This is a genomic window from Actinosynnema pretiosum, assembly GCF_024171695.1.
Lineage (GTDB): Bacteria > Actinomycetota > Actinomycetes > Mycobacteriales > Pseudonocardiaceae > Actinosynnema > Actinosynnema pretiosum.
This window is the reverse complement of record NZ_JAMTCF010000018.1, coordinates 40,567-64,694: the sequence shown is the minus strand read 5'-3', so window position 1 is coordinate 64,694 and position 24,128 is coordinate 40,567. Positions and strand designations below refer to the sequence as shown.

Here is a 24,128-nt window from a genome sequence, read left to right as displayed (position 1 = left end):
GGGGACACCCCGAACGAACGTCCCCGGCCCCACCAGCGACCGATCCAGGAGCACCCGATGACAGGCGACGGCACCAGCACCGAACTCGCGCCGTACGCGCTGGTCCGGGTGGCCGCGCTGCCCCACCCCCGCCCCACCCGCTCCGACTTCCGCACCGCGCTCGCCGCGCTGGTCGCCGCACAGTCCGACCTCGCCGCACTGGCCCCGAACCTGGCCGACGCCCTGCACGACAGCGCCGCGCACCACCCCGCCGACTTCCACCGCGCGGTCGTGCTCCCACTGCGCCGCGACGTGCACAACGACCGCCCGCCGCACCCCGCCCGCCCCCTGGGCGACCTACCAGAACGGATCCCCCTGCTGGCGAAGTGGCTGGCGGCGCACGAAGCCCGCGCCACAGCAGAGGCCGCGACCCTGGCCGCCTGGCCGGACGCGCTCGCGACCTCCAGGTCATGGCTGGCGGAGGTCTGCGCGGCGGACGCGCTCCGCCTGGCCAGCACCCTCACCGGCCCCGACCTGCTGCACGGCCTCGACCGCACCGCACGCGCCTCGGGCACCCCGGACCGCAAGGCGCGCAAGGCGGAACCGACCCTCCTGCGCTACGCCCTGCGCGCCACCGCGAAGACCAGCCCCCTGTCCTGGTACACCCACGTGGGCTGGTCGACGTGGGACGACCGGGCGGTCCCACCGCCCCACCCCTCACCACCCCAAACCCCGGTGTCCCACCCGGCCGCGCACCGCCTGCTGGTGACCAGGTTCACCGACGCGCTGGGCCCCCTCCTACCGCACCGCCTAGCGGCGGGCCTGCGCCTGCGCGGCGACCGCGTGCTGTTCCGCCGCGACACCCCGGTGAAGGGCACGGGCCGCGCGGACATCACCCGCGAGGAGGAAGTGGACGTAGCCGCCACCGGCCCACTGCGGTTCGTGATCGCGCTGGTGCGCGACGCCAGCCCGACAGGCCTCACCCTGCCCGACGTGGAATCAGCACTGGCAGCCCGCCTACCCAAAGACTCGGCGGCCTCGGCACGAGGTTTCGTCGCACGGGCAAAGGACATGGGCCTCCTCACCCCGATCCCCCCGGTGCACCCGCAGACCCCGGACCCCCTGACCGCGCTGGCGACCTGGCTGACCACCTCCGCGCCCGACACCCTCCCCACCACCACGAACACCCCCACCCCCTCCACCAAAACAACCACCCTCGCCACCAAGCTGACCGCCATCGCCACCACCACCGCAGCCTTCGCCCACACCCCAGCGCCCGCAAGATCAGCCGTCCTCACCGAGCTGTCCGAGGCCTGGCAAGACCTGGGCGCCGCAGTAGGCGCCGACCTGTCCGACATCCCCCCACTGGTCGAGGACGTCGTCCTCCCCGAACCGACCACCACCCCACTCGGCGCGTTCCCCGAGCTGACCCTGCTCACCCCGCTGCTCATCGCCTTCGACCAGCACGTCCTGCTCCGCCGCCTGATCCGATCCCGCTTCACCGAGCGCTTCGGTGAGGGCGGCGCCGCCTCCCTGGCCGACAGCGCGGGCCCGATCACCCAGGCCTGGCAGGACAGCACCTCCGCCTGCGCCACCACCCCCACCACCCTCACCGACCCCGCCGCGCTCGAACTCCTCGCCGTGCGCGAGGAACTGACCTCCACAGTCCACAATGGAGCAATCACCGACGCCACCCTCGACCGGGCCGCCGAACTCCTGCCCGCGTGGACCACCCGCCGTCCCGGCTCCTACAGCTTCTTCGCCCAGCCCACCGGCGACGGCCGCCTGGTGGTCAACCGGATCTACTCCGGGTTCGGCAAGTTCACCAGCCGCTTCCTCCCCCTACTACCCGGCGCACGCGAGGCCGTCACCGCCCAGGTCCTCCGACACACCGACGACCCGGTGCAGTTCCGCCCCGTGCGCGGCTTCAACCCGAACCTGCACCCCCTGGTAGGCGCGCGCGAGGTAGGCGAGGACGCCCGCTGGGCCGACCTGCCCGCCGACGACCTGGACGTGCGGCACGACCCGGTCACCGACGAGGTCCGGGTGACCCGCGCCGGTCAGCCGCTCGACGTGCTGTACCTGGGTTTCATGGTCCCGATCGCGCTCCCGGACCGCCAGGCGCCGCTGTACTCGGACCTGTCCTGCGGCTGGATCGACCTCGACGCCCTGCGCTCGCGCGCGACAAAGAACGGCGTCACCTCACTCGGCCCGCTGACGCACCGCAACACCGTGCTGGCCCGCCGGTCCTGGAGCTTCCCCACCCCACCCACGATCCGCACCGAGGCACAGGCCGCGCTGGACGTCGCCCTGCTGCGCGCCAGGCACGGCCTGCCCGAGCACGTGTTCGTCGGCCCGGACGCCGCCCCCGACTCCGCCGAGGCGTACCGGCACGCGCTCACGGCGCGCAAGCCGCAGTACGCCGACCTCGGCGACCCGCTGCACCTGCGCTGCCTGCCGCGCCTGCTGGCAGGTTTCCCGAACGGGGTGCGGCTGACCGAGGCGCTGCCCGTGCCGGGAACCGCCGCACCGGACGGCCGAGTGGTCGAACTGGTCGCGGAAACCTACTGGAGGAACTCGTGATCGACGTCGTCTGCCACTACCGCGACCCGGTCAAGGCGCCCCTGCTCCGCACCGCCGTGCTGCCCGCGCTCGCGGCGGCCACCGACGCGGGCGCGGTCGGGCACCTGGAGCGGCACTGGTTGGGCGGGCCGCACGTGCGGGTGCGCCTGGACGGTCCCCCGGAGACGATCAACCAATCCGCGACCCTGGTCGCCGACCGGTTGCGGGCGCACCTGACCGACCATCCATCCACAGTGGACACAACCGACGCCGAACTCCTCGAACGGTCGCGGCAGAGCGGGATCGCCGAACTTATCCCCCCACCCTACGAGCCGATCCACCCGGACAACACCGTGCTGGTCGAACCAACCGACCTGACCTCAATACTGCGCCTGACCGGTTCGACCGAGCTGGTGGAGCTGCGCACCCGCTGCCTGCGCCTGGGCGTCCCGGCGATCACCGACGCGGTGTCCACCGACCGCACGAGCCAGGGCCGCGCCCAGCTCGCGCTGATCGCGATGGCCGCGCACGCCAGCCGCTTCCCGGCCGGGATCGCCAACGGCTACCACTCGTTCCTGTCCCACCTGGAGGGCTTCCTGGCGCACAGCGACCCCAACGGTGCGCTGCGAACGCGGTTCGACGCGCTCTGGGAGCGCAACGCGGACGCCGCCGAGGAAACCGTGCGCTCGGTGCTGGACGGCTCGCTAGGGACGGTCTGGGCGCGCTGGTCGGACGCGACCCGCGAACTCGGCGAAGCCGCTTTCGACCGGGGCGAACTCCCCACCGGCCCCACCGACCTGCTCGGGGAGCGCGCGCTGGAGCTGGGTGAGCCCGACGCGCTGCGGCGGTGGCACCGGGACCACCTGGACGCGCCGGGCGAGTACCACCGACGACTGATCGAGGTCGACTTCGACCACCCCGACTACCTGCGCCCGGTGACCGTCTACCGGAACGGGACCAACGCGCTCTACCGGCTGCTGGCGGTGTGCGACGTGACCCCGGTCGAGCGGTACCTGGCCGCGAGCCTGCTGGTGCGGGCGGTGCAGCGGGTGACCGGGGTGGCGTGGGACGAGCAGGTCGCACGGATGGCGAAGGCGGCCCGGTGAACGAGGTCCTGCTGCGGTTGCGGCCGATCGTGCACGCGACGCCCACCGACAACGGCCTGCACGTGCGCGGCTGGCGCTCCAGCTTCACGCTCGACGGCGGTCGCGGCCTGTGGACGATCTGGGAGCGCCTGGCCGCCCCGCTGGCCGACGGCGTTCCGCCGGAACAGCTGGCCGCGCCCAAAAACGCTTCCCCGGTGGTGGCCCGCGCGCTGGAACTGCTGATCGGCCAACTGCACGAGCACGACCTGCTGGTGGAAGTGCCCGCAGGCTGGGGCCGGGGCGGCGCCGACCACCCCCCACCCGACATCGCGAGCTGGCTGGAGTCGGTCGCCACCAACCCCCTGGACTCCTGGCGACGCCTCCGCGCCACCCGCGCCGAGGTCGTCGGCGAAGGCGCGCTCGCCGCCGCCGCGCACCGAGCGCTCACCGCCACCGGTCTGGACGTCGCCCCACCACGCCCAGGCCCCGGCCTGCTGCTCGTGGCGGGCCAACACGCGATCGCCGCCGGGTGCGCGGCCGACGTCGGCTTCGCGGTCGCCCCCGGCCCCACCGCCGCCGTGCTGGCCGACGCGACAGCCGTCGCCGAACGCCTCGCGGGCGCGCCGGGTGAACCGCCGGAAGTGCTGGCCGCGCTGGTCGCGTCCGCCGCCGCGCACCGCCTGGTGTGCGCGCTGGCCGGGCTGCCCGACCCGTCCACCGAGGTGGTCGACATGTGGTACGACGTACCGCCCTCAGGCCCCCCGCACCAAGCCGTGCTGGTCGCCCGCCTCGACCCGCTGCGCGCCGACTACCACCCCTGGCTGTCCACGGCCCGCCCCCACAACCCAGGCGGTTCACCCCTGGAAGTGCTGGGAGACGCGGAACTCGGCCCCGTCCCCACCCCGCTCCCCGGCGCGCTGCCGCAGCTCCCGGTCAAGCTCGCCGCCTCCGGCGACCACATCGGCCTCGGCGTCACCGAGCACGCCGCCAGGCTCGACGCCCTGCTCCGCTCCGCGTCCCGACTCGCCCCACCCGGCGTGCTGCTCGGCGCGGATCCACTGCACGCCAAGGGCTTGGCCCTGCGCACCGCAGCGCGCACCCTGCCCGGCGAGCCGGTGGACGAGCCCGACTGGTCGACCGACCCGACCGCGAGGCGCTGGTGGAAGGCCGTGGTGCTCAGGTTCGCGCTGCCCGCCGAGGTCGAGGTGACCCGGCTGGCCCCAGGCGTGGTCCGAGCGGTCGTGCGCTCCGCTGGCGCGGAGCTCTCCTGGGCCGTGGAGGCGGAAGCCGCCGACGCGGTCGCGTTCGCCGCCCTGGCCGCAGCCGGACGCGCCCAAGCCGAGCAAGCCCTTGGCGCGCAAGGCGACCCCACTCCAACGCTGCTGTGCGGAGCCGCACCGCTCCCCGAGCCCGCCGCGGCAGCAGCCCCGTGGAGCAACCGCGACTGGCACTGGCCCCACGGCCTGCGCGACACCGAGGAGACCCTCCAGACCTCACTGCGCGCGCTCACCGGCGAGGTCACCCCGATCCCCCTGGGCCCGGTCCTGACCGCGGCCGGTCTGGCGGCCTTCCGGTGAGCGCCGTGGAAATCGTCGAGGTCGTCAAAGTCATCGAGCTGACCGGATACCAGCTCCACGACCTCGACCGGCTCAACGCGGACGACCCCGTGCTGCCGGTGCGCTTCGACGGCGCGCTGGTGCTGATCGGCCCGGTCCTGGACCGAGGCGGGGTGTGCCTGCCCTGCGCCGAGGACGCCCACCTGGCCGCGCTCGGCCCGTCAACCCCGCGCGCGAACCCGGCCCTGCGCCTGGGCGGCCTGGCGTCCCCTGCCCTGCGCCCGGCCATCACCGCACTGCTGGACCGCGTCCTAGCCAACCCAGCCGCCCACCGCGACCGCGTCCTGGCCCTGCGCACCGACCTCGGCACGGTCAGCGAGCACCGGGTGCGCCCGAGACCAGGCGGCTGCCCCACCTGCGGCCCGCTCCCCGAGGACTCGCCGCACACCGCGACCGTCGTCCGCGCGCCGATCCCCGTCGACCCAGGCTCGCTGCGCGGCGCGAACCCGTTGACCGCGAACGACTCCCTCCGCCGCGAGCTGCTCGACCTGCGGCACGGCCCGGTAGGCGGCCTGCACCGGATCGGCGACCTGGCCGTGGCGGCGGTGAGCGCCGAACTGGTCGGTGGGCAGGCCGGTTTCGGCCGCACCGGCGACTACGCGCACGCCGAGCGGGTGGCGCTGTGCGAGGCGGTGGAGCGGCACGCGGGCCTGCGCCCCCGCCGGGTCACCACCACCCTGGAGGCCTCGTTCGCCGAGCTGGGCCCGGACCGCGCGCTCGACCCCACCCGCCTCGGCCTGCCCGACCTGCCCTCGCCGCACATCACCCCGTACCACCCGGACACGCGCACCCGCTGGGTGCACGGCTGGTCCTACACCCGCGCCAGGCCGATCGCGGTGCCCGAGCACGTCGCCTACTGGGGCCCGTCGACCGGCCCGAGGTTCGTCGACGAGACCTCGAACGGGTGCGGCACCGGCAACAGCCTCACCGAGGCGGTGCTGCACGGCCTGTTCGAGGTCGCCGAGCGGGACGCGTTCCTGACCGCCTGGTACGGCCGCACCCCGCTGCCGTCGCTGCGCTCGGACGACGAGCTGACCGCGCACGTCGCGGACCGCCTGGAGCAGCTGGGCTACCGGCTGGAGCTGTACGACGCCACGAACGACCTCGGCGTGCCGTCGGTGCTGTCACTGGCCCGCCGCGCGGTGGACCGGCCGGACCAGCCAGGCCTGCCGGACCTGCCGGACCAGCCAGGCCAGCCGGACCAACCGAACCTGCCCTGCGCGTTCTACGCGGCGGGCGCGGGCCTCGACCCGGACGCGGCGGTGCGCGCGGCGGCGGCCGAGGTGGTGATGGACGTGGAGGCCGGGGCCAAGCGGTACCGGACCGACCCCGGCGACTACGACCCGGAGCGGCTGCGGCGGATGCTGCGCGACCCCCGGCTGGTGCGCACGATGGACGACCACGTCAACGTCAACGGCCTGCCGGAAGCGTTGGGGCGGCACGCTTTCCTGGTTCCGGGACCGGAGCGCGACCTGGCGGTCCCGGACGTGCCGACCGGCGACCTGGACGCGCTGCTGGAGCACTGGGTGCGCCGCTGGGAGGCGCTCGGCTTGGAGGTGATCGCGGTGGACCAGAGCGACCCGGTGGTGCGCGAGCGGCTGGGGCTGTTCTCCGCGAAGGTGATCGTGCCGGGATCGGCGCCGATGACGTTCGGCGAGCTGAACCGGCGCACCACCGGCCTCCCGCGCCTGCGCCTGTCCGGTCCCCCGCTGCCCCACCCGTTCCCGTGACCGGGGCCGAGCGGGCGGCGCTCGCCGAGGCGCACGCGCACGGCCCCGGCCGGGTGGTCGAACCGGGCCCGTCCCCCGCCACCGCGCCACCACCCGGTCCGCGCGCCCCGCTGCGCGCGCTGGCCGCGCACGGCCGGTTCGGGGCGGCGCTGGCGCACCTGCTGACGGCGGTGGCGACCCCGCTGCGCTGGGAGCCGTGGAACCAGTACAACGACCACCGCCTCCACCCCTCAGCGCGGGCCGCGCACACCGTCGACCTGGTGCTGGTGGCGGGCGGCCGGTGGGTGCTGGACGCGGTGCGGCGCGAGCTGGTCGGGACGGGGGCGCCCGCGCTCGGCGACGCGGTGGAGGTCGACCTGGTGCGCCGCCGCGACCGGCTCTCCGCCGGTTACCGGGAGTTCGGCGACGTGCTGACCGAGCTGGAGGTGGGGCACGTCGCGGCGGCGCTGGTCGAGCACGCCGGACGGCTGGGGCTGCGCGCGCACGCGGACGGCGCGGTGGTGCGGGTGTCCTCGCACCGGGAGACCGGCGAGCCCGCCGCGCCGCCGCCCGCGCGCAGCTCCGGCGTCGGCCCGCGCGGCATCGCCGCCGACCCGAGGCCGCTCCCCGCCGCCGTGCTGGACGCGGTGGCGCGCGCGGTCGCGCGGTCGCCGGGGCAGCTGCGGCACCGCTTGGCCGTGCGCGACGCCGAGGGCCGCGCGGACGGCTGGTACGCGGTGGACGACGGCCTGCGCCTGATCTCCCCCGGCGCGGCCGTGCCCTCGCTGGCCCCGGTGTTCGGGCACCCGCCCGCCGTGATCGACGTGGCGTCCGCGAACCTGGCCCTGGTCACCACCGGTGACCCGTCCGCCGCCGTGGCCGCGCGCGGCCCGGACGGCTACCGCGCGCTGCTGCGCGCGGCGGGCGCGACCGCGCAGCACGTGTGCGAGGCGGCGGCCGGGACCGGCGCGTTCTGCCGACCGGCGCGCAGCGCGGACGACGGCGCGCTGGAGGCCCTGGTCGGCGCGCCCGCCGCGCACTGCCTGCTGTACCTGCTCGTGGTGGGCCGCCCGCGCGGGTCCGGGTTCACCTACGACCTGAGCCCGCTGGAGGCCCGATGACGTGGACCGGTGCGCACGTGCGGCTGTCGTGGGCGGTGGAGCACGTGGACGCGTTCATCGCCGACGTGCTCGCCCCGGCGATGACGGGCGAGTGGTTCTTCGTGCGGTACGGCGAGGGCGGCCCGCACCTGCGGGTGCGGGCGCGCGACGCGGACCTGCCGGAGAAGCTGCGCGCGCTCGTGGCCGGGGTCGAGCACCCGACACCCGCCGACGACCCGAAGCCTGCCGCCACCCCGACACCCACCGCCGCCCCGACGCCAGCCGACGACCCGGAGTGGCAGCACGGCGAGGTCCGGGAGGTGCGGTACGAGCCGGAGGTGGCGCGCTACGGCGGTCCCGAGCTGCTCCCGATCGCCGAGGAGGTGTTCTGCCGCAGCACCGAGGTGGCGGTGGCCGTGCTGCGCGCGACCCGCACGCGCGGCGCCCGGTTCACCGCCGCCGTCGAGCTGGTGATGGCGACCGCGAGCGCGGTGGGCCTCGACCGGGCGGGGGCGGCGTCGTGGCTGCGGTCGCTGGCGTCCGGGTGGCGGCGGGCGGACGAGCCGGTCGCCCCGCCGGGGGTGGCCTCGCACGCGGTGGCCAGGTCCCTGCACACCGCCCGAGGCCCGCAGCTGGCCGCGCGCTGGGAGGAGTTGGACGCGAACGCGACGGGCGCGATCGCGTACTGGGCGGACCACGTGCGCGAGGCCGGACTGCCCGCGCACGTGTGGGCCTCGCAGCTGCACATGCTGCTCAACCGGCTCGGCGTGCCACCGGAGGAGGAACGGGTGGTGTGCCGGTTGGTCGCGCTGACCGCCGAGTCCCCCGCGCCGCCCGAGCCGATCCACGGCGGCGCGGCCGATCGCGGGTACCTGGTGGCCAGCAGGTACCACGCGGGCGAGCCGGACCAGGGCCCCCGCCCCGAGCCGCGCACGCCGTTCACCCCGCTGCCGTGGCAGCGCCAGGTGCGGCTGCCCGACCCGGCGCCGCCGTCGACGTCCCTGGTCGAGGCGCTGGCCGACCGCCGCACGGTGCGCGGCGCGGAGCTGGCGGGCGGGCTGGACGCGGCGCGGTTGGCCACGCTGCTGTGGACCGCGCACGGGGCGCTGCCCGACGGCCGCAGGCCGCACCCGAGCGCGGGCGGTCGGCACAGCGCCCGGTTGCGGCTGCTGGCCTGGCGGGTGGACGGGGTGGAGCCGGGGTTGTACGACGTGGACGAGGTGCGGCGGGTGCTGGTGCGGGTGGCCGGGCCGCCACCGGAGTCGGACGTGCTCGCCGCGTCGATGTGGTTCGGCGAGGGCGAGGACCGGGTCGACCCGGCGGGGGTCCCGGCCGTGCTGGGCCTGTACGCGCGGGTGGGCGCGCTGCGGCGGGCGTACGGGACGCGGGCGCTGCGGTTGGCGCTGGTGGAGACCGGGCACCTGGCGCAGAACCTGGCGCTGGTGGCGGCGGCCTGCGGGGTGCGGCTGGGGCTGTTCGGCGGGTTCCACGACGACGTCGCGCACGACGTGCTGTGCCTGGACGGGGTCGACGACGTGCTGTCCTACCTGGTCCCGCTGGCGGGGGCCTAGCGGCGGGCGTGGAAGAGGACGCGGTCCTCGATCAGGGCGGCCGTGGCGGCGTGGCCGCGCGCGTTGGGGTGCACGAGCGCGAACCGGGTCGGGACGAGGCTGCTGAGGATGCCGTCGACCCACCGGTCGGAGTCGCACGCGCTGTGCCCCTGGCCCACCGCGTACGGGTCGACGAGGGTGTCGCCGTGCTCCTCGGTCACCTCGCGCAGCACCTCGTTGAGCGGTTCGAGCACCTCGGTGCGCGCCCAGGTCAGGTCGCCGGGGGTGATCGAGCCGAACTGGAGGAGGTTGTTGAACAGGCAGGACCAGCCGCTGTCGGGCAGCACGCGCGGGTAGCCGACGGTGAGCACCTCCGCGTCCGGGGCGGCGGCGTGGATCGCGGTCAGCATCTCGTCGTAGTCGGCGCGCACGGTGGCCAGCCGCTCGTCCAGCCCGTCGCCGAACTCGGCGGCGCAGGGCGAGGTCCACACCCAGGCGCGCTTACCCAGCTCGACGCAGCGGAACAGGATCTCGGCGAACCCGAGCGTGTTGCCGCCCGCACCGACGGTGACCAGGTCGGTGTCCGGGGACAGCGCCTCGATCTGCGGGGGCACCGGGGCGAACGGGCCGTCCGGGTCGAGCCCGTCCGGCGGCATCGGCCTGCCCAGCACGAGCTGCTGCGCCTCCCGGTGCACGTTCGCGATCGTGGCCGCGCCGCAGCTGGCGTTGCGCAGCTCCACCAGCGGCCCCAGGTGGCGGCGGACCTGCTCCGGGTAGGAGTCGGTGGTGCGGGCGCAGCCGTCCGGCGGCGCGTCGACCAGCTCCCCGGCGGCCTGGATGACCCCGGCGGTGTAGGAGTCGCCCAGCGCGACCCACTTCACGACCTGCTGGGGCGGGGTGGCCGAGGCCGCGGAGGCCGCCGGGGCGGCGACCCCGGTGAGCAGCGCGACCACCGAGCCGAGCACGAGCGTCCTGACGGCGGCGTGCGCCACGGTTCCTCCCGGTTGCGCGGGAGCGCGCCCGTCCGGGCGCTCGGACTCCCACCGGGTCCGGAACGTATCGGCGCGCGATGCACCCGGCCGGTGTCCGGCGGGCAAACCACCCGTCCAGGTGGCCGGGGACGCGCCGCAGGCCGTCGTGCGCCTGCGGCGGCGCCCGATCAGGCCGGGGTGGTCGTCCCGGCGTCCGGCAGCGCGCGCAGCCGGTAGTGGGCCAGGCGGTGCAGCAGCTCTTCGAGGGACTCGGGCGCGATCTGCCCCTGCAGGTCCCTGCGGGCCTGCAGGACGGTGCCCGTGACGACGGATTCCGGCAGCCGGTCGCCGAACTCGGCGGCCAGACCGGTGAGCACGCGGGTGATCCCCGCTTCGGACGAGTGCGAAAGGACGTCCATCTCCGCTCCCCTGCGGTCGGGTGCTCCCCCCATGATCCGGCAGAACGGCCACGGTCAACCTGACGACCGGCTGACGATTCGGTCTCGGGACGGGCGGGCCGTTCACTCCCCCAGCCGGTAGCCGGAGCCCCGCACGGTCAGCACCAGCGCGGGCGCGTCCGGGTCGTGCTCGACCTTGCGGCGCAACCGGCGGATGTGCACGTCGAGCAGCCGGGTGTCGCCGAAGTAGTCGTAGCCCCACACCCGGTTCAGCAGCTGCTCGCGGGTGACCACCTTCCCCTCGGCGGCGAGGAGCTCGACCAGCAGCCGGAACTCGGTGCGCGTGAGGTGCACCCGCTCGCCCGCCCGGTGCACGACGCGGCTGTCCTGCCGCACCACCAGGTCGCCCGCGCGCAGCTCGTCCCCCTGCGCGGAGGTGCCGGAGCGCCGCAGCAGCGCCCGGATGCGGGCCGCGAGCACGCCGGCGACCAGCGGTTTGGTGACGTAGTCGTCGGCACCGGCCTCCAACCCGGCGATGACGTCCTCCGGATCGGCGCGGGCGGTGACGACGATGACCGGCAGGTCCCCGCGCGAGCGCAGCACCCGGCACACCTGCAGGCCGTCCACGCCGGGGAGCATGAGGTCGAGCAGCACGACGTCGAAGGGCCGCCGGTCGATCAGCGCGAGCGCCTGCTCCCCGGAGACCGCCTCGGAGACGGCGAACCCCTCATCTTCCAGGGCGAGCCCGAGCGCCTGCCGGATGTGCGCGTCGTCCTCGACCATGAGCACCGAAACGGTCACGGCTGCGGGTGCACCGAGAAGTGGAACCGCCCCCCGCGCTTCTCCTGCGCGGCGAGCACCTTGTCCCCCAGCAACTCGGCCGCGCCCCCGTCGAGGAAGACCCGCGCGGCGCCCACGTCAACCACGACCTCCTCAGGCCGGGGCGCGCCGACGACGGCGAGGTCGAACCGCCCACGCGCCCGGTCGACGGCAAGGCCGATCCGGAGCCCACCACGCCCCACCACTCCCGCGTCCCCGGTCAGGGTGGCGATGGCGGCCACCGCCGTGTCGTCGATGTCGAGCACGAGCGCTCCTCCCCTAGGTGGTCCTGACACCGACGAGGCTAGGTCGGACGCGGGCCGGAAACCTGCTCTCCCGCTGTTCCGCAAGGAGAACGTCAGCTCGGGGGTCCACTGTGGACCTGCTCACTCCCGCACACCCACCCGCCCACGCCGCTGGGCGGCGCCACGCACGACCAGTGGTGCGAGGCGAGGTTCGGCGCGATGCCCACCACCCAGGACGCGTCACACACGCACCCCCCGAACAGCGCCAAGACGATCCGCAACCGCGTCGAGTCCCCCAAAGACCCGAGCCCCCGAGGTGGCCGATTTGGTCGGGGGCGGGGTGCCGTAATAGGATCAGCACGTCCCGATGACAGCGGGATGGCAAGGCAAGGATGATTAGCTCAGCGGGAGAGCACTACCTTGACACGGTAGGGGTCACTGGTTCAATCCCAGTATCGTCCACAGTGGAATACAGCAGGTCAGGCGGCCGGTAGGTGATCATCACCTACCGGCCGATCTGCGTATTTGGGAGCAGATTGGGAGCAAACGATCATGGAGTGATCGTCGGCACCGTATGTGGTCAACCTGAATGGGTGACCCAACGCCTGCTCCCAGCGCGCCTGCAGCCCTCGCAGCATCGCGTCGACCATGACCTGCGTCACGTGCGAATAGCGGGCCGACACCCCCGCCATCCGGTGCCCCAGCCGCTTGCACTGCAACACCTCCGGCACCCCGTCCTCGATCAACCACGTCTTCTGCGTGTGCCGAAGATCGTGGAAGTGCAGCCCTGCCAGGATCGGACCCCACTCACGAGCCAGGTCCCCGGAGACCGCGGGCAGCCACACCCGACGTCGAAAGTTCGCCCGCCTCAACAACCCGTCACCGGGCCCGGTGAACACGTGCTCACCCCCTTGCCGCTCCCGCTGCTTCCGGAGCATCCCCACCAGGAACGGCGGCAGGTGCACCGGCCGGACACCGGCCTTGGTCTTGGGCGGTCCGAGCACCAGCTTCCCCCCGACCTCGTGCAGCGCCCCCTTCTGCGGGTCCACCGAGACGACCCCGCCGTCCAGGTCGACCCGCGACCAGCGCAACCCGGCCAGCTCACCCCACCGCAGCCCCGTGTACGCCGCTGTCACCACCAGGACACCGATGGCGGGTGAACACCGCCCGGCGATCGCCAGCACCTGCTGCGGCGAAGCATGAGGCCGCTCCTCCCAGTCCCCGGCGTTCACCCGCAGCCGCTGGCAGGGGTTGCGGCCGATCAGGTCCTCCTCCACCGCCTCCCCCAGCACCATCGACAGCAACGTCACGATGTCGGCCACCGTCCGCTCAGCCAACCCCCGCCGCAACTGCTTGACCCACGCCTTGACCGTCATCCGGGAGATCTCCCGCAACGGCGTGCCCCCGAACCGGGGCAGGATGTGGTTGCGCAGGTGCGACCGGTACTTCGCCCACGTCGTCGCGCCGACATCGTGCGCGTCGACCCACCGCTCCACCCAGTCGGCCAGCAGCAGGTCCTCCTTCGGCGCGGCAACCGGCGGCTTGCCCTTGCGCAAGTCCAGACCGATCTCCAACGCCCGGTCGGCCGCCTCGGTCCGGTCGACGAACCCGACCTCCGTGGCAATCCCACCCGCCGGATGGCGATACCGGACCCGGTAACCGCCACCGTGCTTCTCAACCCACGCCATGCTGCGCCTTGCCTTTCCTGAACCATCGAACCGTTGTGCAGCGGGTATCGACGCTCCATACAGGAAGAATGTCAAGCCGTATGTGGTCAACCGACGCCGCGCCCGCCGGAGACATCGACTGCTTCAACCGAGCGCTGAAGATCTCCCGCCTCCTTGGACGGGTTGGGCACCGGAGAGGGCGATGAACTCCAGGTCCGCAGGCGAAAACCGCAGGTGCTTGCCCAGGAAGGTGCATGGGATCAGACGCTCCCCCGCTTTGCGCCGAAGCCAGGACTCCTTCACCGACAGCAGCTCAGCGGCCTGCGCGGGAGTGAACAACAACGCACCGAGCAGGCCAGCCTGAGGCATCTCAGTCGGAGTCACCGCAGCCCACCACAGGTCGAGGTGTTGCCAAGAGCTGCAGGAGCCGACATCTGCCGGTACCGCAGGCCCAGCTTGGTTGAGCAGGTACCCATAACGTCCTCCCATGTGATTTCTGATGCCGTCTGCGCGACAGGAGCTGACACCCCGGACACCACGGGCAGGTGTCTGCCGCTTCGACGCCCTAGAACTCCACAAAAGAGAGGCGGCGGGGACAGAAGCACACCGAAAGAGTGAACTCGTATCCCCTGACGGAAAATCAAACCGTCACCCTTGACAGGCCACAACGCCGCATATTTGAATACAAAGCAAACCGGCTCTACGCGAAAAGTAACTTCGGTTCGCAACTATCTCTTTCCACAACGTCACCCCAAGACGCCGGGAGGACTCGTGTCTATTACCAACATCCTTGATAACACCTGCTCGCCCGTGGTCTGCACGTACCTGCCCACCGGGCAGGCCGACCGCTTCGACCAAGCCCTGGCCACCGGCCAACGCACCTGGTCCCCCGACGAGGCGCTCGCCAAGGATCGACGGCACCTGACATCGCCGTCTCCCCTGACCACCGGCAGGCTCACGCCCGGAGGGGTGATCGTTCTGGGCCATCGCGGGCCGAACTCGCGCACGCCCAAGAACGGCTGGAGCACGGCCACCCTCCGCCAGGTCGCCCTCGGGGTGGTCACTACGGTCGATCACGACGCCTGCGGCCTGAGTGTCCGCTTCACCGGGTTCTTCCACGCCCACGACCTGCACGGCGCGCACCTCGGAGAGGCGGTCATGGAGGCGTTGCGGCTGTCCGCCAACTCGTGGGGCCGCCCGGTCACCGCTGCGGCCTGGCCGACCCTGGGCCTGCTCGCACGGCTTGTCGCGCACCACCCGGACCTGCCCGAGCAGCCCGGTCCCGCTCACGAAGAGCTCGTGGCGCTGATCACCGGGCGGGCGGTGGCTGCGCTCACCCGGTGATCAGCGCACCGGACGGTCGATCAGGTGCTGACAGGGTGAGCGAGGACCTCGAACAGGTCCTCGAAGGTCAGCGGGGCGAAGGCGAGCAGGGCGCCCGCGATGAACTCCGGGTCGGGTTCCTGGCCGCCGCGAACCGAGTTGAGCGCCTCCGGGGTGACGGACATGGCTTCCGTCACCCCGGCGACGCTCAGGTCTGCTGTGGTGATGGCGTCGTCGAACGCCTCGGGACGGACGCGAACGGTGTAGGGCATGAGGCTCCTTCGCCGCTGGTGCTCTTCGCGGAAGCCGCAGCGTACTGCCCTGCACCGAAAACGCCTTTACGACACCGTGACCACCGTGAACATGTCCTCGAACCTGAGCGGGTACAGCGCGACCAGTGCCCCGCCGATGAAGGCCGGACCGGGTTGGAGGTCCCCTGAGAGGACACGCGTGACGGTGGATCGATTGACGTCCATTGCTCTGGCGAGGGCGTAGTCGCTCCGGTAACCGGCCAGGCGGCTGACCCTGGTGAACTCTTCGTCACGCAACTGGATCGTGTGGGGCATGGAAAGTCCTTGACCTGCTGTCGGCGGGAAGGGCTGTCGGGGTCAGGCCGGGTTCGTCGGGAGCCCGGAGTGCAGGTACAGGGCCTGCGGTTTGCAGAAGACCGCGCTGCGCGTGCAGCACGGGTGCGGGACCAGCAGACCGTGGTCGACCAGGGTGGCGGTGATGCTCGTGGCGGCCTTGACGGTGATGCCGTGCTGCTGGACGACCCGCAGGTTGTTGAGCACCGGGGCCGTGGGCAGGGAGGCGACGACCTTCAGGATGCGTCCGGTTCGTCCCGGTGATGCGGCGGCGAGCAGTTGCTCGCGCAGGGCCGTCAAGCGGTCGACGAGGGCGATTTCCTCCTGGCACGCGGTGACGACGCTGTGGGCGATGTGGGCCACGAGGGGGTCGGCGCTGCCGGTCTCGGCCGTGGTGCGCAGCGCGGTCAGGTAGTCGTCGGGGTGCGTGGTGATGGCGGTGAGCAGTGGCAGCCACGTGTCGCGCAGCGCACCACCACGCACCAGGAGTTCGGGCAGTGCGTTGAACGCAGTGTGCAGGTCTGCGTCCAGTGCTTGGAGGTGCCACAGCGTCGCGCTCACCACCTGGGGCACGGTGCGGTCGGGCGGCGGGCCCAGATGCTTCGGACAATTGGCCAAGATGCTGTGGAGGTGAGGGGTCAGGGCCGGTTCGGTGGCGATGCGCGGCATGTTGCCTGGCAGGTGCGTCTGCCAGACCTCCCGCAGCGACGCGTGCACCCCGTGCAGGTGCGCGAGCTGCCGCGCCTCGCGCAGGCGGACGGCGAGGCCCCAGTCCGGTCCCAGCGGGGAGCGGCGTGTGGTTTCGTCCAGCCGCCCGAGTGCCTCCTGCGCCCGGCACACCGCAAGCAGAAGTTCCGGGCTTAGTCGACAAGGCCAGCGCGGCGGGAATTTTCTCGTCTTCCCAATGATCGTCGATACCTCACCGAAGAAGGCAGCAACCGGCTTCACGTCGGACTTGGCGCGTCGCGGGGCCGCCAGGTATCGGCTGGCGGTACCGGGTCTTCCTGCCGCGAGGAGTGTTTCGCCGACGAGGCGGAGGTCGTGGCCGGGGTGGTCGAGCAGGGTCATCGCGTGGTCGAGTGCGCGGTGCCGTTGACCGCTCTCCCGCAGCGGGCGGAGCAGGTGCTCCTGGACGAGGTGGGTTGTGGTCATGTCGGTTCCCGGACGGGGTGCGCGGGCACCGGGTTGTCCGGTGCCCGCGCACCCTGTCATCCGGTGGTCACACCCGCGCCCCGACGGGGGTCGAGATCCAGACCAGGTGGGCTTTGACCTGTTCGTCGCCGGTGCTGGCGGCCAGCAGGGCGGTGGCCTGGTCGGCGTTGGAGGAGGTCATCCGGCTGGCGCCGTCGGGGGCTATCAGTTCGGCGCGGTCCCGGAACGCCAGGCCGTAGGCGGCGACCTCTGCGCCCTGGCGTGGGACCTGCTCGTAGACGACCGCGAACAGGCGGGGCATCTCGTCGGCGGCTATGTCCCGCACGAGGGTGTCGAACCCCTCCTCCGTGTAGACCGGGGAGTCCTCGTCCCAGTCGTTCTCGTGGCCTGTCACGGTGTTGCCGATTGCGCTGTCCATGGTTTTCTCCGGAAATCTCGTGACGCGTGACGGAGGTGCCCAGCCGGGCAGTTATTCCAGCGTTTCCGGATTGAGCAAATCATCATTTCCGCCTGTCGGACCAGCGCGATGTCCGGGCGACTACAGGGCGACTTCAGGGCGTGCCGCCCGCTTTTGCGGTTTTCCGCGCCCGTGCGGGTGGATGTCCATCAAGTCTCCGCTGTTTTCGTACGGAGCGGAGCTAGGGTCGGGTGACCGTCGTGTCCAGGGGGTGGGGAATGGCTGTGCGACGTCAGCGGTTGATCGCTCGGCGGGAGCTGCTGGGCTACACGCAAGAGGCGCTCGCGGCCGAACTCGGCGTGGACCTGTCCACGGTGGGCCGGTGGGAACGCGGCACCCAGGAGCTGACACCGGGGATGCGGCCCCGCCTGGCCAAGGCGCTGAAGGTCTCCGCTGTCGAACTGGCCGCGCTGTTCGCCTCCGACGAGAAGACCGAGGCACCCGGTGATGCGGTGCGGCGCAGTCAGGAGCAGTGGCTGCGGGTGCGCAAAGCGCCCGGTGTGCGGGGACGGGAGTTGGCCGAGCTGGCGGCCTGGCTGTACCCAGCCGGGAAGCGCGCGCCGGATGGCCACGTCCTGACCGGCCCTGGCTGGCTGCTGGAGCAGCCCGTGGAGCTGGAGCAGGTGCGGCTGCGCTTCACCGACCAGACCCCACCCGTCCCGGAACTGCCTTCCACAGCAGGGTTGTTGCCCCTGAACGACCGGGGCGAGCCGTACACCGACTACAGCCGGGCGGTGCGCGACCTGGTGCGTCCGCGCCTGCTGGAGAACCGGGTCAGCTACCGCCTGCTCGCGGTACGTGCAGCCGGGGACGGGCTGGAGTTGGAGTTCGGCACCACCACGTTCTTCGAGGTCTTCCACGTCAAGTCCTGTCTGGCGCACGAGTTCAAGGCAGCCTGGCTGGCCGCCCAGGGTTCGGTGCCCGGCTGGGACGTTTTGCCGCTGCGCACGGCGATCGGCGACCCGTTCGACCCGACGCGGTTGTTGATGTCGCCGGGCATCGTCACCCTCACCCTGCGCCGGGGCGCAGGTGGTGGGCACCGGTTCGTGCTGCACGAGCGGGACGGGGATTCGGTGGCCGACGGGGGCAGCCTGTGCTCGCTGATGCCTGCGGGCGAGTTCCAGCCGTCCTCGGTGCAGGCGGTGGACGTGCGCAACGACTTCTCCTTGTGGCGCAACATCATGCGTGAGTACTCGGAGGAGTTCCTGGCCAACCCCGAGCACGACGGCAACGGTGCCCGCGCCATCGACTACGGAGCCGAGGAGCCCTTCGCCTCGTTCGAGAGGGCCAGGGCGGCCGGGCGGTTGCGGATGTGGCACTACGGGCTGGTGAGCGACCCGCTCACCCTGGGCCCGAGCCAGCGCACCGTGGCAGTGGTCGACGACGTGGAGTTCGACCGGCTCTTCGGGGCGATGACGCGGGTCAACGACGAGGGCCGGGTGGTGGGCGAGGGCGGCCGGGCGGACATGCCGTTCACCGACGAGGCGATCACCCGGCTGGAGCCGCGACTGTCACCGGGGTCGTTGAGCCTGCTGCGCATGGCCTGGCGCGACCGCGACCTGCTGCTTGACTAATCGCTTCCACTACCAGGCGGGAAGGCGGCGTGAACCAGGCGCGAAGCAGGCGATGAGGCGGCGTCGAACTTGCTGAGATGCGAAAACAGCTCTGCGGTGAATTCGAACCGAAACGGGTTCAGCTTCTCGACAAGGCACGGGAAGGCCGCAGGAGAGTAGTTACCATGATGACTGCTCGATAAAAGACGACGACGAGGGGGCGGATGTGCGCGGACGTGGTGAAGGGGTTGGGAACGGTAAGCGCGAAGCCCTCGCGGCGCGTCGTGAAGCGGTCGGTCTTACGCAGGAAGCGCTCGCGGACAGGATCGGGGTCGATTCCTCGACGGTAGGGCGCTGGGAACGCGGTGTCCTCACTCCGAGCCCGCTGCACAGGGGGAAACTCGCTTCGGAACTCGACCTGTCGTTCGCCGAACTCGACGTGCTCCTGAGACTGCGGCCAGTATCCCAGGCCTCGACCGTGTCCAGGGCAGGGCGGCACGTCCCGGCGATCACGACACTCCAGCACGGTTCGGCCATGTCGACAGCGGGACACGGTGTCGTGGAGCAGCAGGGGCATGGTGCCGCGCCGACGGCGCTCGTGTCCGCGCAGGGCTCGGTGGCCAAGCTGCACGAGACGTACCAGGCCGCGCGATACGTCCGGGCATCCGGAGGGCTGGAGGCGGTCGCGGACTTCGTTGACGCCCTCGCGGAGAGCGGTCCTCCCCAGGAACGACGCGAAGCGCAGGCACTCCAGTGCAGCATCGCGGTTCTGGAGGCCAAGCTGGCGACCGTGGAGAACGACGGGAGGACAGCGTGGGGCGCGGCCGAGCGCTGCAAGGCCATCGCAGAGGAGATCGGCGACCAGTTCTGGCGTTCCGCAGCCGCCTACCAGGCTGTGTGCGCCCTGCTCAAGCTCGACCGCGCGGCGGAAGCCGAAGAGTTCGCGGTTGACGCGGCCTCGACCGTGCGAGGCGACGGGCCCCGCAAGACCAGTTGGAAAGGCTCTCTGCTGCTGATCGCGGCGGTCGTCGCCGCTCGACGGGGCGATGGCGTGCTCGGGCACCGGAGGTTGCACGAGGCGCACCGGCTGGCGGAGGAGTCGGGCAAGGACTCCAACGTGGACTACACGGCTTTCGGGCCGACCAACGTCGCCATCCACCGCATGTCGGTGGCGATGCTGCTGGACGACCCGTACCAACTGCTGTCGGCCGCCGAGCAGGTCGACATCACCCGCCTGCCCGCTGGGCTACGCGGGCGTAAGGCCCGGTTCCACCTGGCCAACGCTTGGGCGCACACGCGGATCCACGAGGACGCCTTCGCCACCCTGCACCTGTTGGAGGCTGATCGCATCGCACCGGAGAACGTCCGCCTCAGCGTCACCGCCCACGAGGTCGTGCGGGAGTTGATGTCGCGTGAACGCCGCCGTGATGTCCCGGGGTTGCGCGAGTTGGCGCTCAGGGCGGGGATCGAGCGGTGAAGCCGCACCTCGGCTCGGTTCACTTGGTCGTGTCGGCGGCGCCGCCCGTTCTGGAGATCGCGACGCTGGTCGAAGCGCTGTCCGCGCTCGGCTGGCAGGTCTCGGTGATCGCCACCCCCACTGCGGCCTCGTGGGTCGACCTCGTGGCTCTGGCCGAGCGGACCGGTTGCCTGGTGAGGGCGGAGGCCCGCCCGCCCGGTGAGGGGAAGTCCTTGCCGAGAGCCGACTTGGTCCTGGCCGCGCCGTTGACGTTCAACTCGCTCAACAAGTGGTCTGCGGGCATCAGCGACTCGGTCGCGCTGGGGGTGTTGAACGAGCTGCTCTGCGCCGAGGCGCCGATCATCGCCGCGCCGTGCGCGAAGGCGTCGCTGCGCGAGCATCCCGCCTACGCCGACAGCGTGGAACGCCTCTCCCGCAACGGTGTGGTCGTGCTCGACCCGGAAGCCATCACCCTGCGCACGGACAGTGGGCTGGCCACCTTCGACTGGGCTCGGATCGTCTCGGCTGTGGTCGCGGTGACCGGTGGCGCGTCGGGTGGCGGACCGCTGGGGACCTGATCGCGCGCTGGGAGTCGGCGGACGTGCTACCCGGTGCGTCCGCTCAGCGGCCTCGGACCTCACCCCACAGCAGGGTGTGCAGCCGGGAGGTCAGGTTCCAGCCGCGCGCGAGCACCGGGTCGGCCAGCTCCCGCATCCGCTCCAGCAGCACCACCTGGTCCGTGCCCTCAGGCATGACCCACACCGGCCCCAGCCGGTAGGTCTGCACCAGCTCCGCCGCCTCGTCCAGATCGCCTGGGGACTGGACGACGAACTTCCACGACGCCTTGCCCGTCATCGCCAGCGCGCGCAACGCCGCCGGGCGGACGCGGCGGTGCAGCGGCATCTTCGCGTTGGCCAGCTTGGTGGAGACGGTGAAGCGGTTGACCGCCTGGGCCACGACGAGGGAGGGGGTGATGGTGCCGGAGGTCTCCACCTCGACCTCGGACACGGCACGGCGGTCAATGACGGCGGTCAGCAACTCCCCCAGCGCCCGCTGTTGCAGCAGCGGCTCGCCGCCGGTGATCACCAGCAGCTCGCTGGGTTGCTCAACCACCCAGTCCAGGACCTCGGTCGTGTCGAGCAGGCGGCGTTCCCCTGCCGGAGGGTGCCGGTCGTGGTCCCAGGTCTGCGGGGTGTCACACCAGGCGCAGGCCAGGTGGCAGCCGTGCAGGCGCAGGAAGCTCGCCAGCCTGCCTTGGCTAACGCCCTCTCCCTGGAAGGTCGGGCCGAACAGCTCGTTGACCGCCAAGCGCATCAGAACCACTCCGGTTCGTGCACGGCGGTGTTCGACCGGGTCTCCCGCACCTCCACCCGCGTCACCCGCGCGCCCTGCGCGCCGGGGAGCTCGTCAACGATCGCGGTCGCGGCCCGAGCGAGCACCACGGCCACGGACTCCACCGTCGGCCACAGCAGGTCGTGACCGACCAGCTCGGCCCCGGTGGCGTCACCCGGCGCGCCGAACCGGTACACCCGGCTGCCCGTCTCCCGCAGCAGTCCCACCAGCGGGTCGGCCTGCCCCAGCAGCGTGGCGTGGTCCCAGTACAGGTCGATCCACCGCCGCACCCCCTGCTTGAGCGCCCCGAACTCCACCACCGTCCCGCCCTCGCTCAGGCGCGGGGCGCCAACGGTCACCTCCACCTCCCAGGAGTGACCGTGCAGGTTCACGCACTTGCCACCCAGGTGGGGCAGCCGGTGCGCGGCCTCGAACGTGTGCTTCACGCACACCGCGTGTCCCATCCGCGTCACGTTCTCCATGACTCCCGAGCCAAGCGGGCCGGGGTGCGCGACACCAGGGCGGCCATGCTGCGGGTACGCGGCGACTATGCGGCGTCGAAGGTCTTCACCAGCACAAAGAGGGGCCTGCCATGATCTTGGCGGCGGTCGCGTACCGATGCGGTGGGTACTGTTCGCCCGACGAGGTGCCGGGAGAAGGGAACGCGGTGGCCGCGAGACCGAACACGCCGCTCGCCACAGCCCGCCACGCCGCGGGTTTCTCCCAGGAGGCGCTGGCAACGACGTTAGGGGTGGACCGGGGCACCGTGGGCCGCTGGGAACGCGGAGTCCACGCTCCCTATCCCTGGCAGCGGAGGTCGCTCGCCACCGCGCTGGGGATCACGCTGGCCGAGTTGGCGGCCCTGGTCGACCGCACCGAGCGCCACGAGGTCGCCCCACGACCTGCCCATCGGCAGAGCGCTGCCGACCACGGTACGCAGGTGGCCGAGCCGGACCTGGTGCACGCGGCCGTTCCCCGGCTTCGTCGGGCGCTGGACCGGTTCGACCTGCCCGACGACGTCCCCGCGCCCGATCTGGTCGAACTGCGTGCGGCGGTGGCCAAGGCGAACGACGACCGCCTGCAGTCCCGCTACGGCGCCCTCGCCCGCACCCTGCCCGACCTGGTCACCGCGCTCGCCCACGCCGACACCGGCAGCCGTGACCACGCGGCCCTGCTCGCCTTCGCGCTGCGGGCGGCCGACGGGATGGCCTTCAAGTTCGGGTACCTGGACCTGTCGGCCAGGCTGATCGACCTCATGAGCGCCGCCGCCAAGCGCGCGGACAACCCGCTGCTGGTGGCGGCTGCCGCCTACGTGCGCACCGAGACGTTCTTCGCCAGCGGCGACCTCTCCCCCGCCGCCCGCGCCTTGGAGCAGGCCGCCGACCGGGTGCCGACCAAGGGCGTGGAGTCGTTGGCGACCTTCGGCTCGCTGCACATGCGGGCCGCCGTCGTGAACGCCCGCGCGGGCCGGGCCGATCGCGCCGCCGAGCACCTGCGCGAGGCGCGTCGTGCGGCGGCCGGTGTGCCGGAGGGCAACTACCTGGGGACGGCGTTCGGGTTCGCCTCCTTGCGCATCCACGAGCTGTCGGTGGCCACGGAGCTGCGCGACCCGCTGGGGATCGAGCGCGCCGCCGCGTGGTCCCCGCCTCGCGCGCTGCCCGCCGAGCGGCGCTCGCACTACTACGTCGATCTGGCCCGAGGCCACCTGTCCCTGGGGCAGCACGAGCGGGCGCACCTGAGCCTGCAGGCGGCCCGCCGGGTGGCGCCGGAGCACGTGCGTGCCCACCCGCAGGTGCGCGGCTCCCTGTCGACGCTGCTGCGCGTGCACGACCGGCCCACGCCGGAATTGCTGGACCTCGCCGCCTGGGCGCGCGTGCGCTGAGGCGGCTCAGCCCGCGAGCAGGACCGGCAGCTCGGTAAGGGAATCGATCACCCAGTCCGCGTCGCGGCGCACCAGCGGGTCGTCGGCCCACAGGTGGCCCCAGGGGCCTCGGCGGATCAGCGCGGTGCGGAACCCGGCGGCCTTGGCGGCGAGGACGTCGTTGTCCCGGTGGTCACCCACGTACACGATCTCCTGAGGTGGGAGCGCGGCCATGGCGCTCACCCGGTCGAAGAACTCCGGCGACGGCTTGGCCACGCCCCACTCGCCGGAGGTGGCCACCCGGTCCACCGGCAGGTCCAGCTCCCGCAGCAGTGCACCGGCCCGCGCGGTCTGGTTGCCCGCCACCCCGACCCACATCCCCGCCGCCCGCAGCGCGCCCAGCGCATCCCGCACGTCGGGGTACAGGTCCTCCTCACCGATGCGCTCGCCCACCCCGGCCTCCTCGCGCAGTCGCCGCTCGCGGGCCAGGTCGAAGTCGGGCCGGAAGTAGTGGAAGGTCTCGGCGTTGTCCCGCCCGGCGGCGGTCACCGCGCCCAGCACGACGGAGAAGGTGTGCCGGGGCACGCCGATCCAGTCCGCCCACGCGCCCCACTCGCGCGTGTCGTCGAGCAACGTCTCCCCCACGTCGAACACCACCGCGCTGACCACGCCCACACTCCTCCACCGCCTGCGAACCACCGGATCACGC

At 72.6% G+C, this 24,128-nt stretch carries 24 protein-coding genes, 1 tRNA gene and 1 pseudogene; 13 read left to right on the top strand and 13 right to left on the bottom strand.

Going from position 1 to position 24,128, the window contains the following annotated elements; all coding sequences use genetic code 11:
• The first annotated feature begins 57 nt into the window (after window positions 1-57).
• From LV78_RS41155 to LV78_RS30880, 6 genes are read left to right on the top strand one after another with little or no spacing between them, the layout of a single operon-like run.
• On the top strand, window positions 58-2,562 hold the full coding sequence (locus LV78_RS41155; protein ID WP_301307658.1) for a lantibiotic dehydratase: 2,505 nt from the start codon (window positions 58-60) through the stop codon (window positions 2,560-2,562).
• Window positions 2,559-3,647, top strand: a complete 1,089-nt coding sequence (locus LV78_RS30900) for a lantibiotic dehydratase C-terminal domain-containing protein (protein WP_253849549.1) — start codon at window positions 2,559-2,561, stop codon at window positions 3,645-3,647. Before LV78_RS41155 ends, LV78_RS30900 begins: the two co-directional genes overlap by 4 nt.
• Window positions 3,644-5,203 (top strand): hypothetical protein, encoded by a 1,560-nt coding sequence (locus tag LV78_RS30895; RefSeq protein WP_253849548.1) that lies wholly within the window; start codon window positions 3,644-3,646, stop codon window positions 5,201-5,203. Before LV78_RS30900 ends, LV78_RS30895 begins: the two co-directional genes overlap by 4 nt.
• Window positions 5,200-6,972, top strand: a complete 1,773-nt coding sequence (locus LV78_RS30890) for a TOMM precursor leader peptide-binding protein (RefSeq protein ID WP_253849547.1) — start codon at window positions 5,200-5,202, stop codon at window positions 6,970-6,972. The genes LV78_RS30895 and LV78_RS30890 overlap by 4 nt, the downstream gene beginning before the upstream one ends.
• Window positions 6,969-8,072: a hypothetical protein gene (locus LV78_RS30885; protein ID WP_253849546.1), complete on the top strand. Its 1,104-nt coding sequence runs from the start codon at window positions 6,969-6,971 to the stop codon at window positions 8,070-8,072. The genes LV78_RS30890 and LV78_RS30885 overlap by 4 nt, the downstream gene beginning before the upstream one ends.
• Entirely contained in the window at window positions 8,069-9,622 is a 1,554-nt protein-coding gene (locus LV78_RS30880; protein ID WP_253849545.1) for a thiopeptide-type bacteriocin biosynthesis protein, read from the top strand. The genes LV78_RS30885 and LV78_RS30880 overlap by 4 nt, the downstream gene beginning before the upstream one ends.
• On the opposite strand, the gene LV78_RS30875 is transcribed toward LV78_RS30880, so the two are convergent.
• The 4 genes from LV78_RS30875 to LV78_RS30860 form a co-directional block, all read right to left on the bottom strand.
• Window positions 9,619-10,593 (bottom strand): SGNH/GDSL hydrolase family protein, encoded by a 975-nt coding sequence (locus tag LV78_RS30875; protein WP_253849544.1) that lies wholly within the window; start codon window positions 10,591-10,593, stop codon window positions 9,619-9,621. The two genes, LV78_RS30880 and LV78_RS30875, sit on opposite strands and share 4 nt — an antisense overlap.
• A 167-nt stretch (window positions 10,594-10,760) precedes the next feature.
• Window positions 10,761-10,991, bottom strand: a complete 231-nt coding sequence (locus tag LV78_RS30870) for a hypothetical protein (RefSeq protein WP_253849543.1) — start codon at window positions 10,989-10,991, stop codon at window positions 10,761-10,763.
• 102 nt (window positions 10,992-11,093) lie between these two features.
• Window positions 11,094-11,771 carry a response regulator gene (locus LV78_RS30865; RefSeq protein WP_308208777.1) on the bottom strand — a complete coding sequence of 226 codons (678 nt, stop codon included), beginning with the start codon at window positions 11,769-11,771 and terminating at the stop codon, window positions 11,094-11,096.
• On the bottom strand, window positions 11,768-12,055 hold the full coding sequence (locus tag LV78_RS30860; protein WP_253849542.1) for an iron-sulfur cluster biosynthesis protein: 288 nt from the start codon (window positions 12,053-12,055) through the stop codon (window positions 11,768-11,770). Before LV78_RS30860 ends, LV78_RS30865 begins: the two co-directional genes overlap by 4 nt.
• Before the next feature lie 369 nt (window positions 12,056-12,424).
• On the opposite strand from LV78_RS30860, the gene LV78_RS30850 reads away from it, so the two are divergent.
• Window positions 12,425-12,496: transfer RNA gene (locus LV78_RS30850), tRNA-Val, on the top strand.
• A gap of 17 nt (window positions 12,497-12,513) precedes the next feature.
• Here the strand turns inward: LV78_RS30850 and LV78_RS30845 are convergent.
• Together LV78_RS30845 and LV78_RS42115 are read right to left on the bottom strand one after the other, a co-directional pair.
• A complete protein-coding gene (locus LV78_RS30845; RefSeq protein ID WP_253849541.1) occupies window positions 12,514-13,812 on the bottom strand; it encodes a tyrosine-type recombinase/integrase in 1,299 nt (432 codons plus the stop codon).
• A 33-nt stretch (window positions 13,813-13,845) separates the two neighbouring features.
• Window positions 13,846-14,070, bottom strand: a complete 225-nt coding sequence (locus tag LV78_RS42115; protein ID WP_372495009.1) for a helix-turn-helix domain-containing protein — start codon at window positions 14,068-14,070, stop codon at window positions 13,846-13,848.
• A gap of 402 nt (window positions 14,071-14,472) precedes the next feature.
• On the opposite strand from LV78_RS42115, the gene LV78_RS30840 reads away from it, so the two are divergent.
• Window positions 14,473-15,045 (top strand): hypothetical protein, encoded by a 573-nt coding sequence (locus LV78_RS30840; RefSeq protein WP_253849540.1) that lies wholly within the window; start codon window positions 14,473-14,475, stop codon window positions 15,043-15,045.
• 20 nt (window positions 15,046-15,065) lie between these two features.
• Here LV78_RS30840 and LV78_RS30835 read toward each other — a convergent pair whose 3' ends face one another.
• From LV78_RS30835 to LV78_RS30820, 4 genes are all read right to left on the bottom strand, one after another.
• Window positions 15,066-15,296, bottom strand: a complete 231-nt coding sequence (locus LV78_RS30835; protein ID WP_253849539.1) for a transcriptional regulator — start codon at window positions 15,294-15,296, stop codon at window positions 15,066-15,068.
• A 66-nt stretch (window positions 15,297-15,362) separates the two neighbouring features.
• On the bottom strand, window positions 15,363-15,590 hold the full coding sequence (locus tag LV78_RS30830; protein WP_253849538.1) for a transcriptional regulator: 228 nt from the start codon (window positions 15,588-15,590) through the stop codon (window positions 15,363-15,365).
• Window positions 15,591-15,632: 42 nt separating this feature from the next.
• Window positions 15,633-16,676, bottom strand: a complete 1,044-nt coding sequence (locus LV78_RS30825; RefSeq protein ID WP_253849537.1) for a Fic family protein — start codon at window positions 16,674-16,676, stop codon at window positions 15,633-15,635.
• 151 nt (window positions 16,677-16,827) lie between these two features.
• Complete coding sequence (locus LV78_RS30820) at window positions 16,828-17,178, bottom strand: hypothetical protein (protein ID WP_253849536.1); 351 nt, start codon at window positions 17,176-17,178, stop codon at window positions 16,828-16,830.
• A 257-nt stretch (window positions 17,179-17,435) separates the two neighbouring features.
• On the opposite strand from LV78_RS30820, the gene LV78_RS30815 reads away from it, so the two are divergent.
• The 4 genes and pseudogenes from LV78_RS30815 (at window position 17,436) to LV78_RS30805 (ending at window position 20,804) form a co-directional block, all read left to right on the top strand.
• Complete coding sequence (locus LV78_RS30815; RefSeq protein ID WP_253849535.1) at window positions 17,436-18,791, top strand: helix-turn-helix domain-containing protein; 1,356 nt, start codon at window positions 17,436-17,438, stop codon at window positions 18,789-18,791.
• A 205-nt stretch (window positions 18,792-18,996) separates the two neighbouring features.
• Window positions 18,997-19,194 (top strand): annotated as a pseudogene (locus tag LV78_RS42110) (helix-turn-helix domain-containing protein); the annotation flags it as partial.
• Window positions 19,195-19,329: 135 nt separating this feature from the next.
• On the top strand, window positions 19,330-20,247 hold the full coding sequence (locus tag LV78_RS30810; RefSeq protein WP_253849534.1) for an XRE family transcriptional regulator: 918 nt from the start codon (window positions 19,330-19,332) through the stop codon (window positions 20,245-20,247).
• Window positions 20,244-20,804, top strand: coding sequence for a flavoprotein (locus tag LV78_RS30805; protein WP_253849533.1), 561 nt, complete (start codon window positions 20,244-20,246; stop codon window positions 20,802-20,804). The genes LV78_RS30810 and LV78_RS30805 overlap by 4 nt, the downstream gene beginning before the upstream one ends.
• A gap of 43 nt (window positions 20,805-20,847) precedes the next feature.
• On the opposite strand, the gene LV78_RS30800 is transcribed toward LV78_RS30805, so the two are convergent.
• Window positions 20,848-21,540 carry a 7-carboxy-7-deazaguanine synthase QueE gene (locus tag LV78_RS30800; RefSeq protein WP_253849532.1) on the bottom strand — a complete coding sequence of 231 codons (693 nt, stop codon included), beginning with the start codon at window positions 21,538-21,540 and terminating at the stop codon, window positions 20,848-20,850.
• Window positions 21,540-22,040, bottom strand: coding sequence for a 6-pyruvoyl trahydropterin synthase family protein (locus LV78_RS30795; RefSeq protein ID WP_253849531.1), 501 nt, complete (start codon window positions 22,038-22,040; stop codon window positions 21,540-21,542). Before LV78_RS30795 ends, LV78_RS30800 begins: the two co-directional genes overlap by 1 nt.
• A gap of 185 nt (window positions 22,041-22,225) precedes the next feature.
• Here LV78_RS30795 and LV78_RS30790 point away from each other — a divergent pair, with 185 nt between their 5' ends.
• Entirely contained in the window at window positions 22,226-23,440 is a 1,215-nt protein-coding gene (locus tag LV78_RS30790) for a helix-turn-helix domain-containing protein (protein WP_253849530.1), read from the top strand.
• A 6-nt stretch (window positions 23,441-23,446) separates the two neighbouring features.
• Here LV78_RS30790 and LV78_RS30785 read toward each other — a convergent pair whose 3' ends face one another.
• Window positions 23,447-24,088, bottom strand: coding sequence for an HAD family hydrolase (locus tag LV78_RS30785; protein WP_253849529.1), 642 nt, complete (start codon window positions 24,086-24,088; stop codon window positions 23,447-23,449).
• Window positions 24,089-24,128 lie beyond the last annotated feature (40 nt).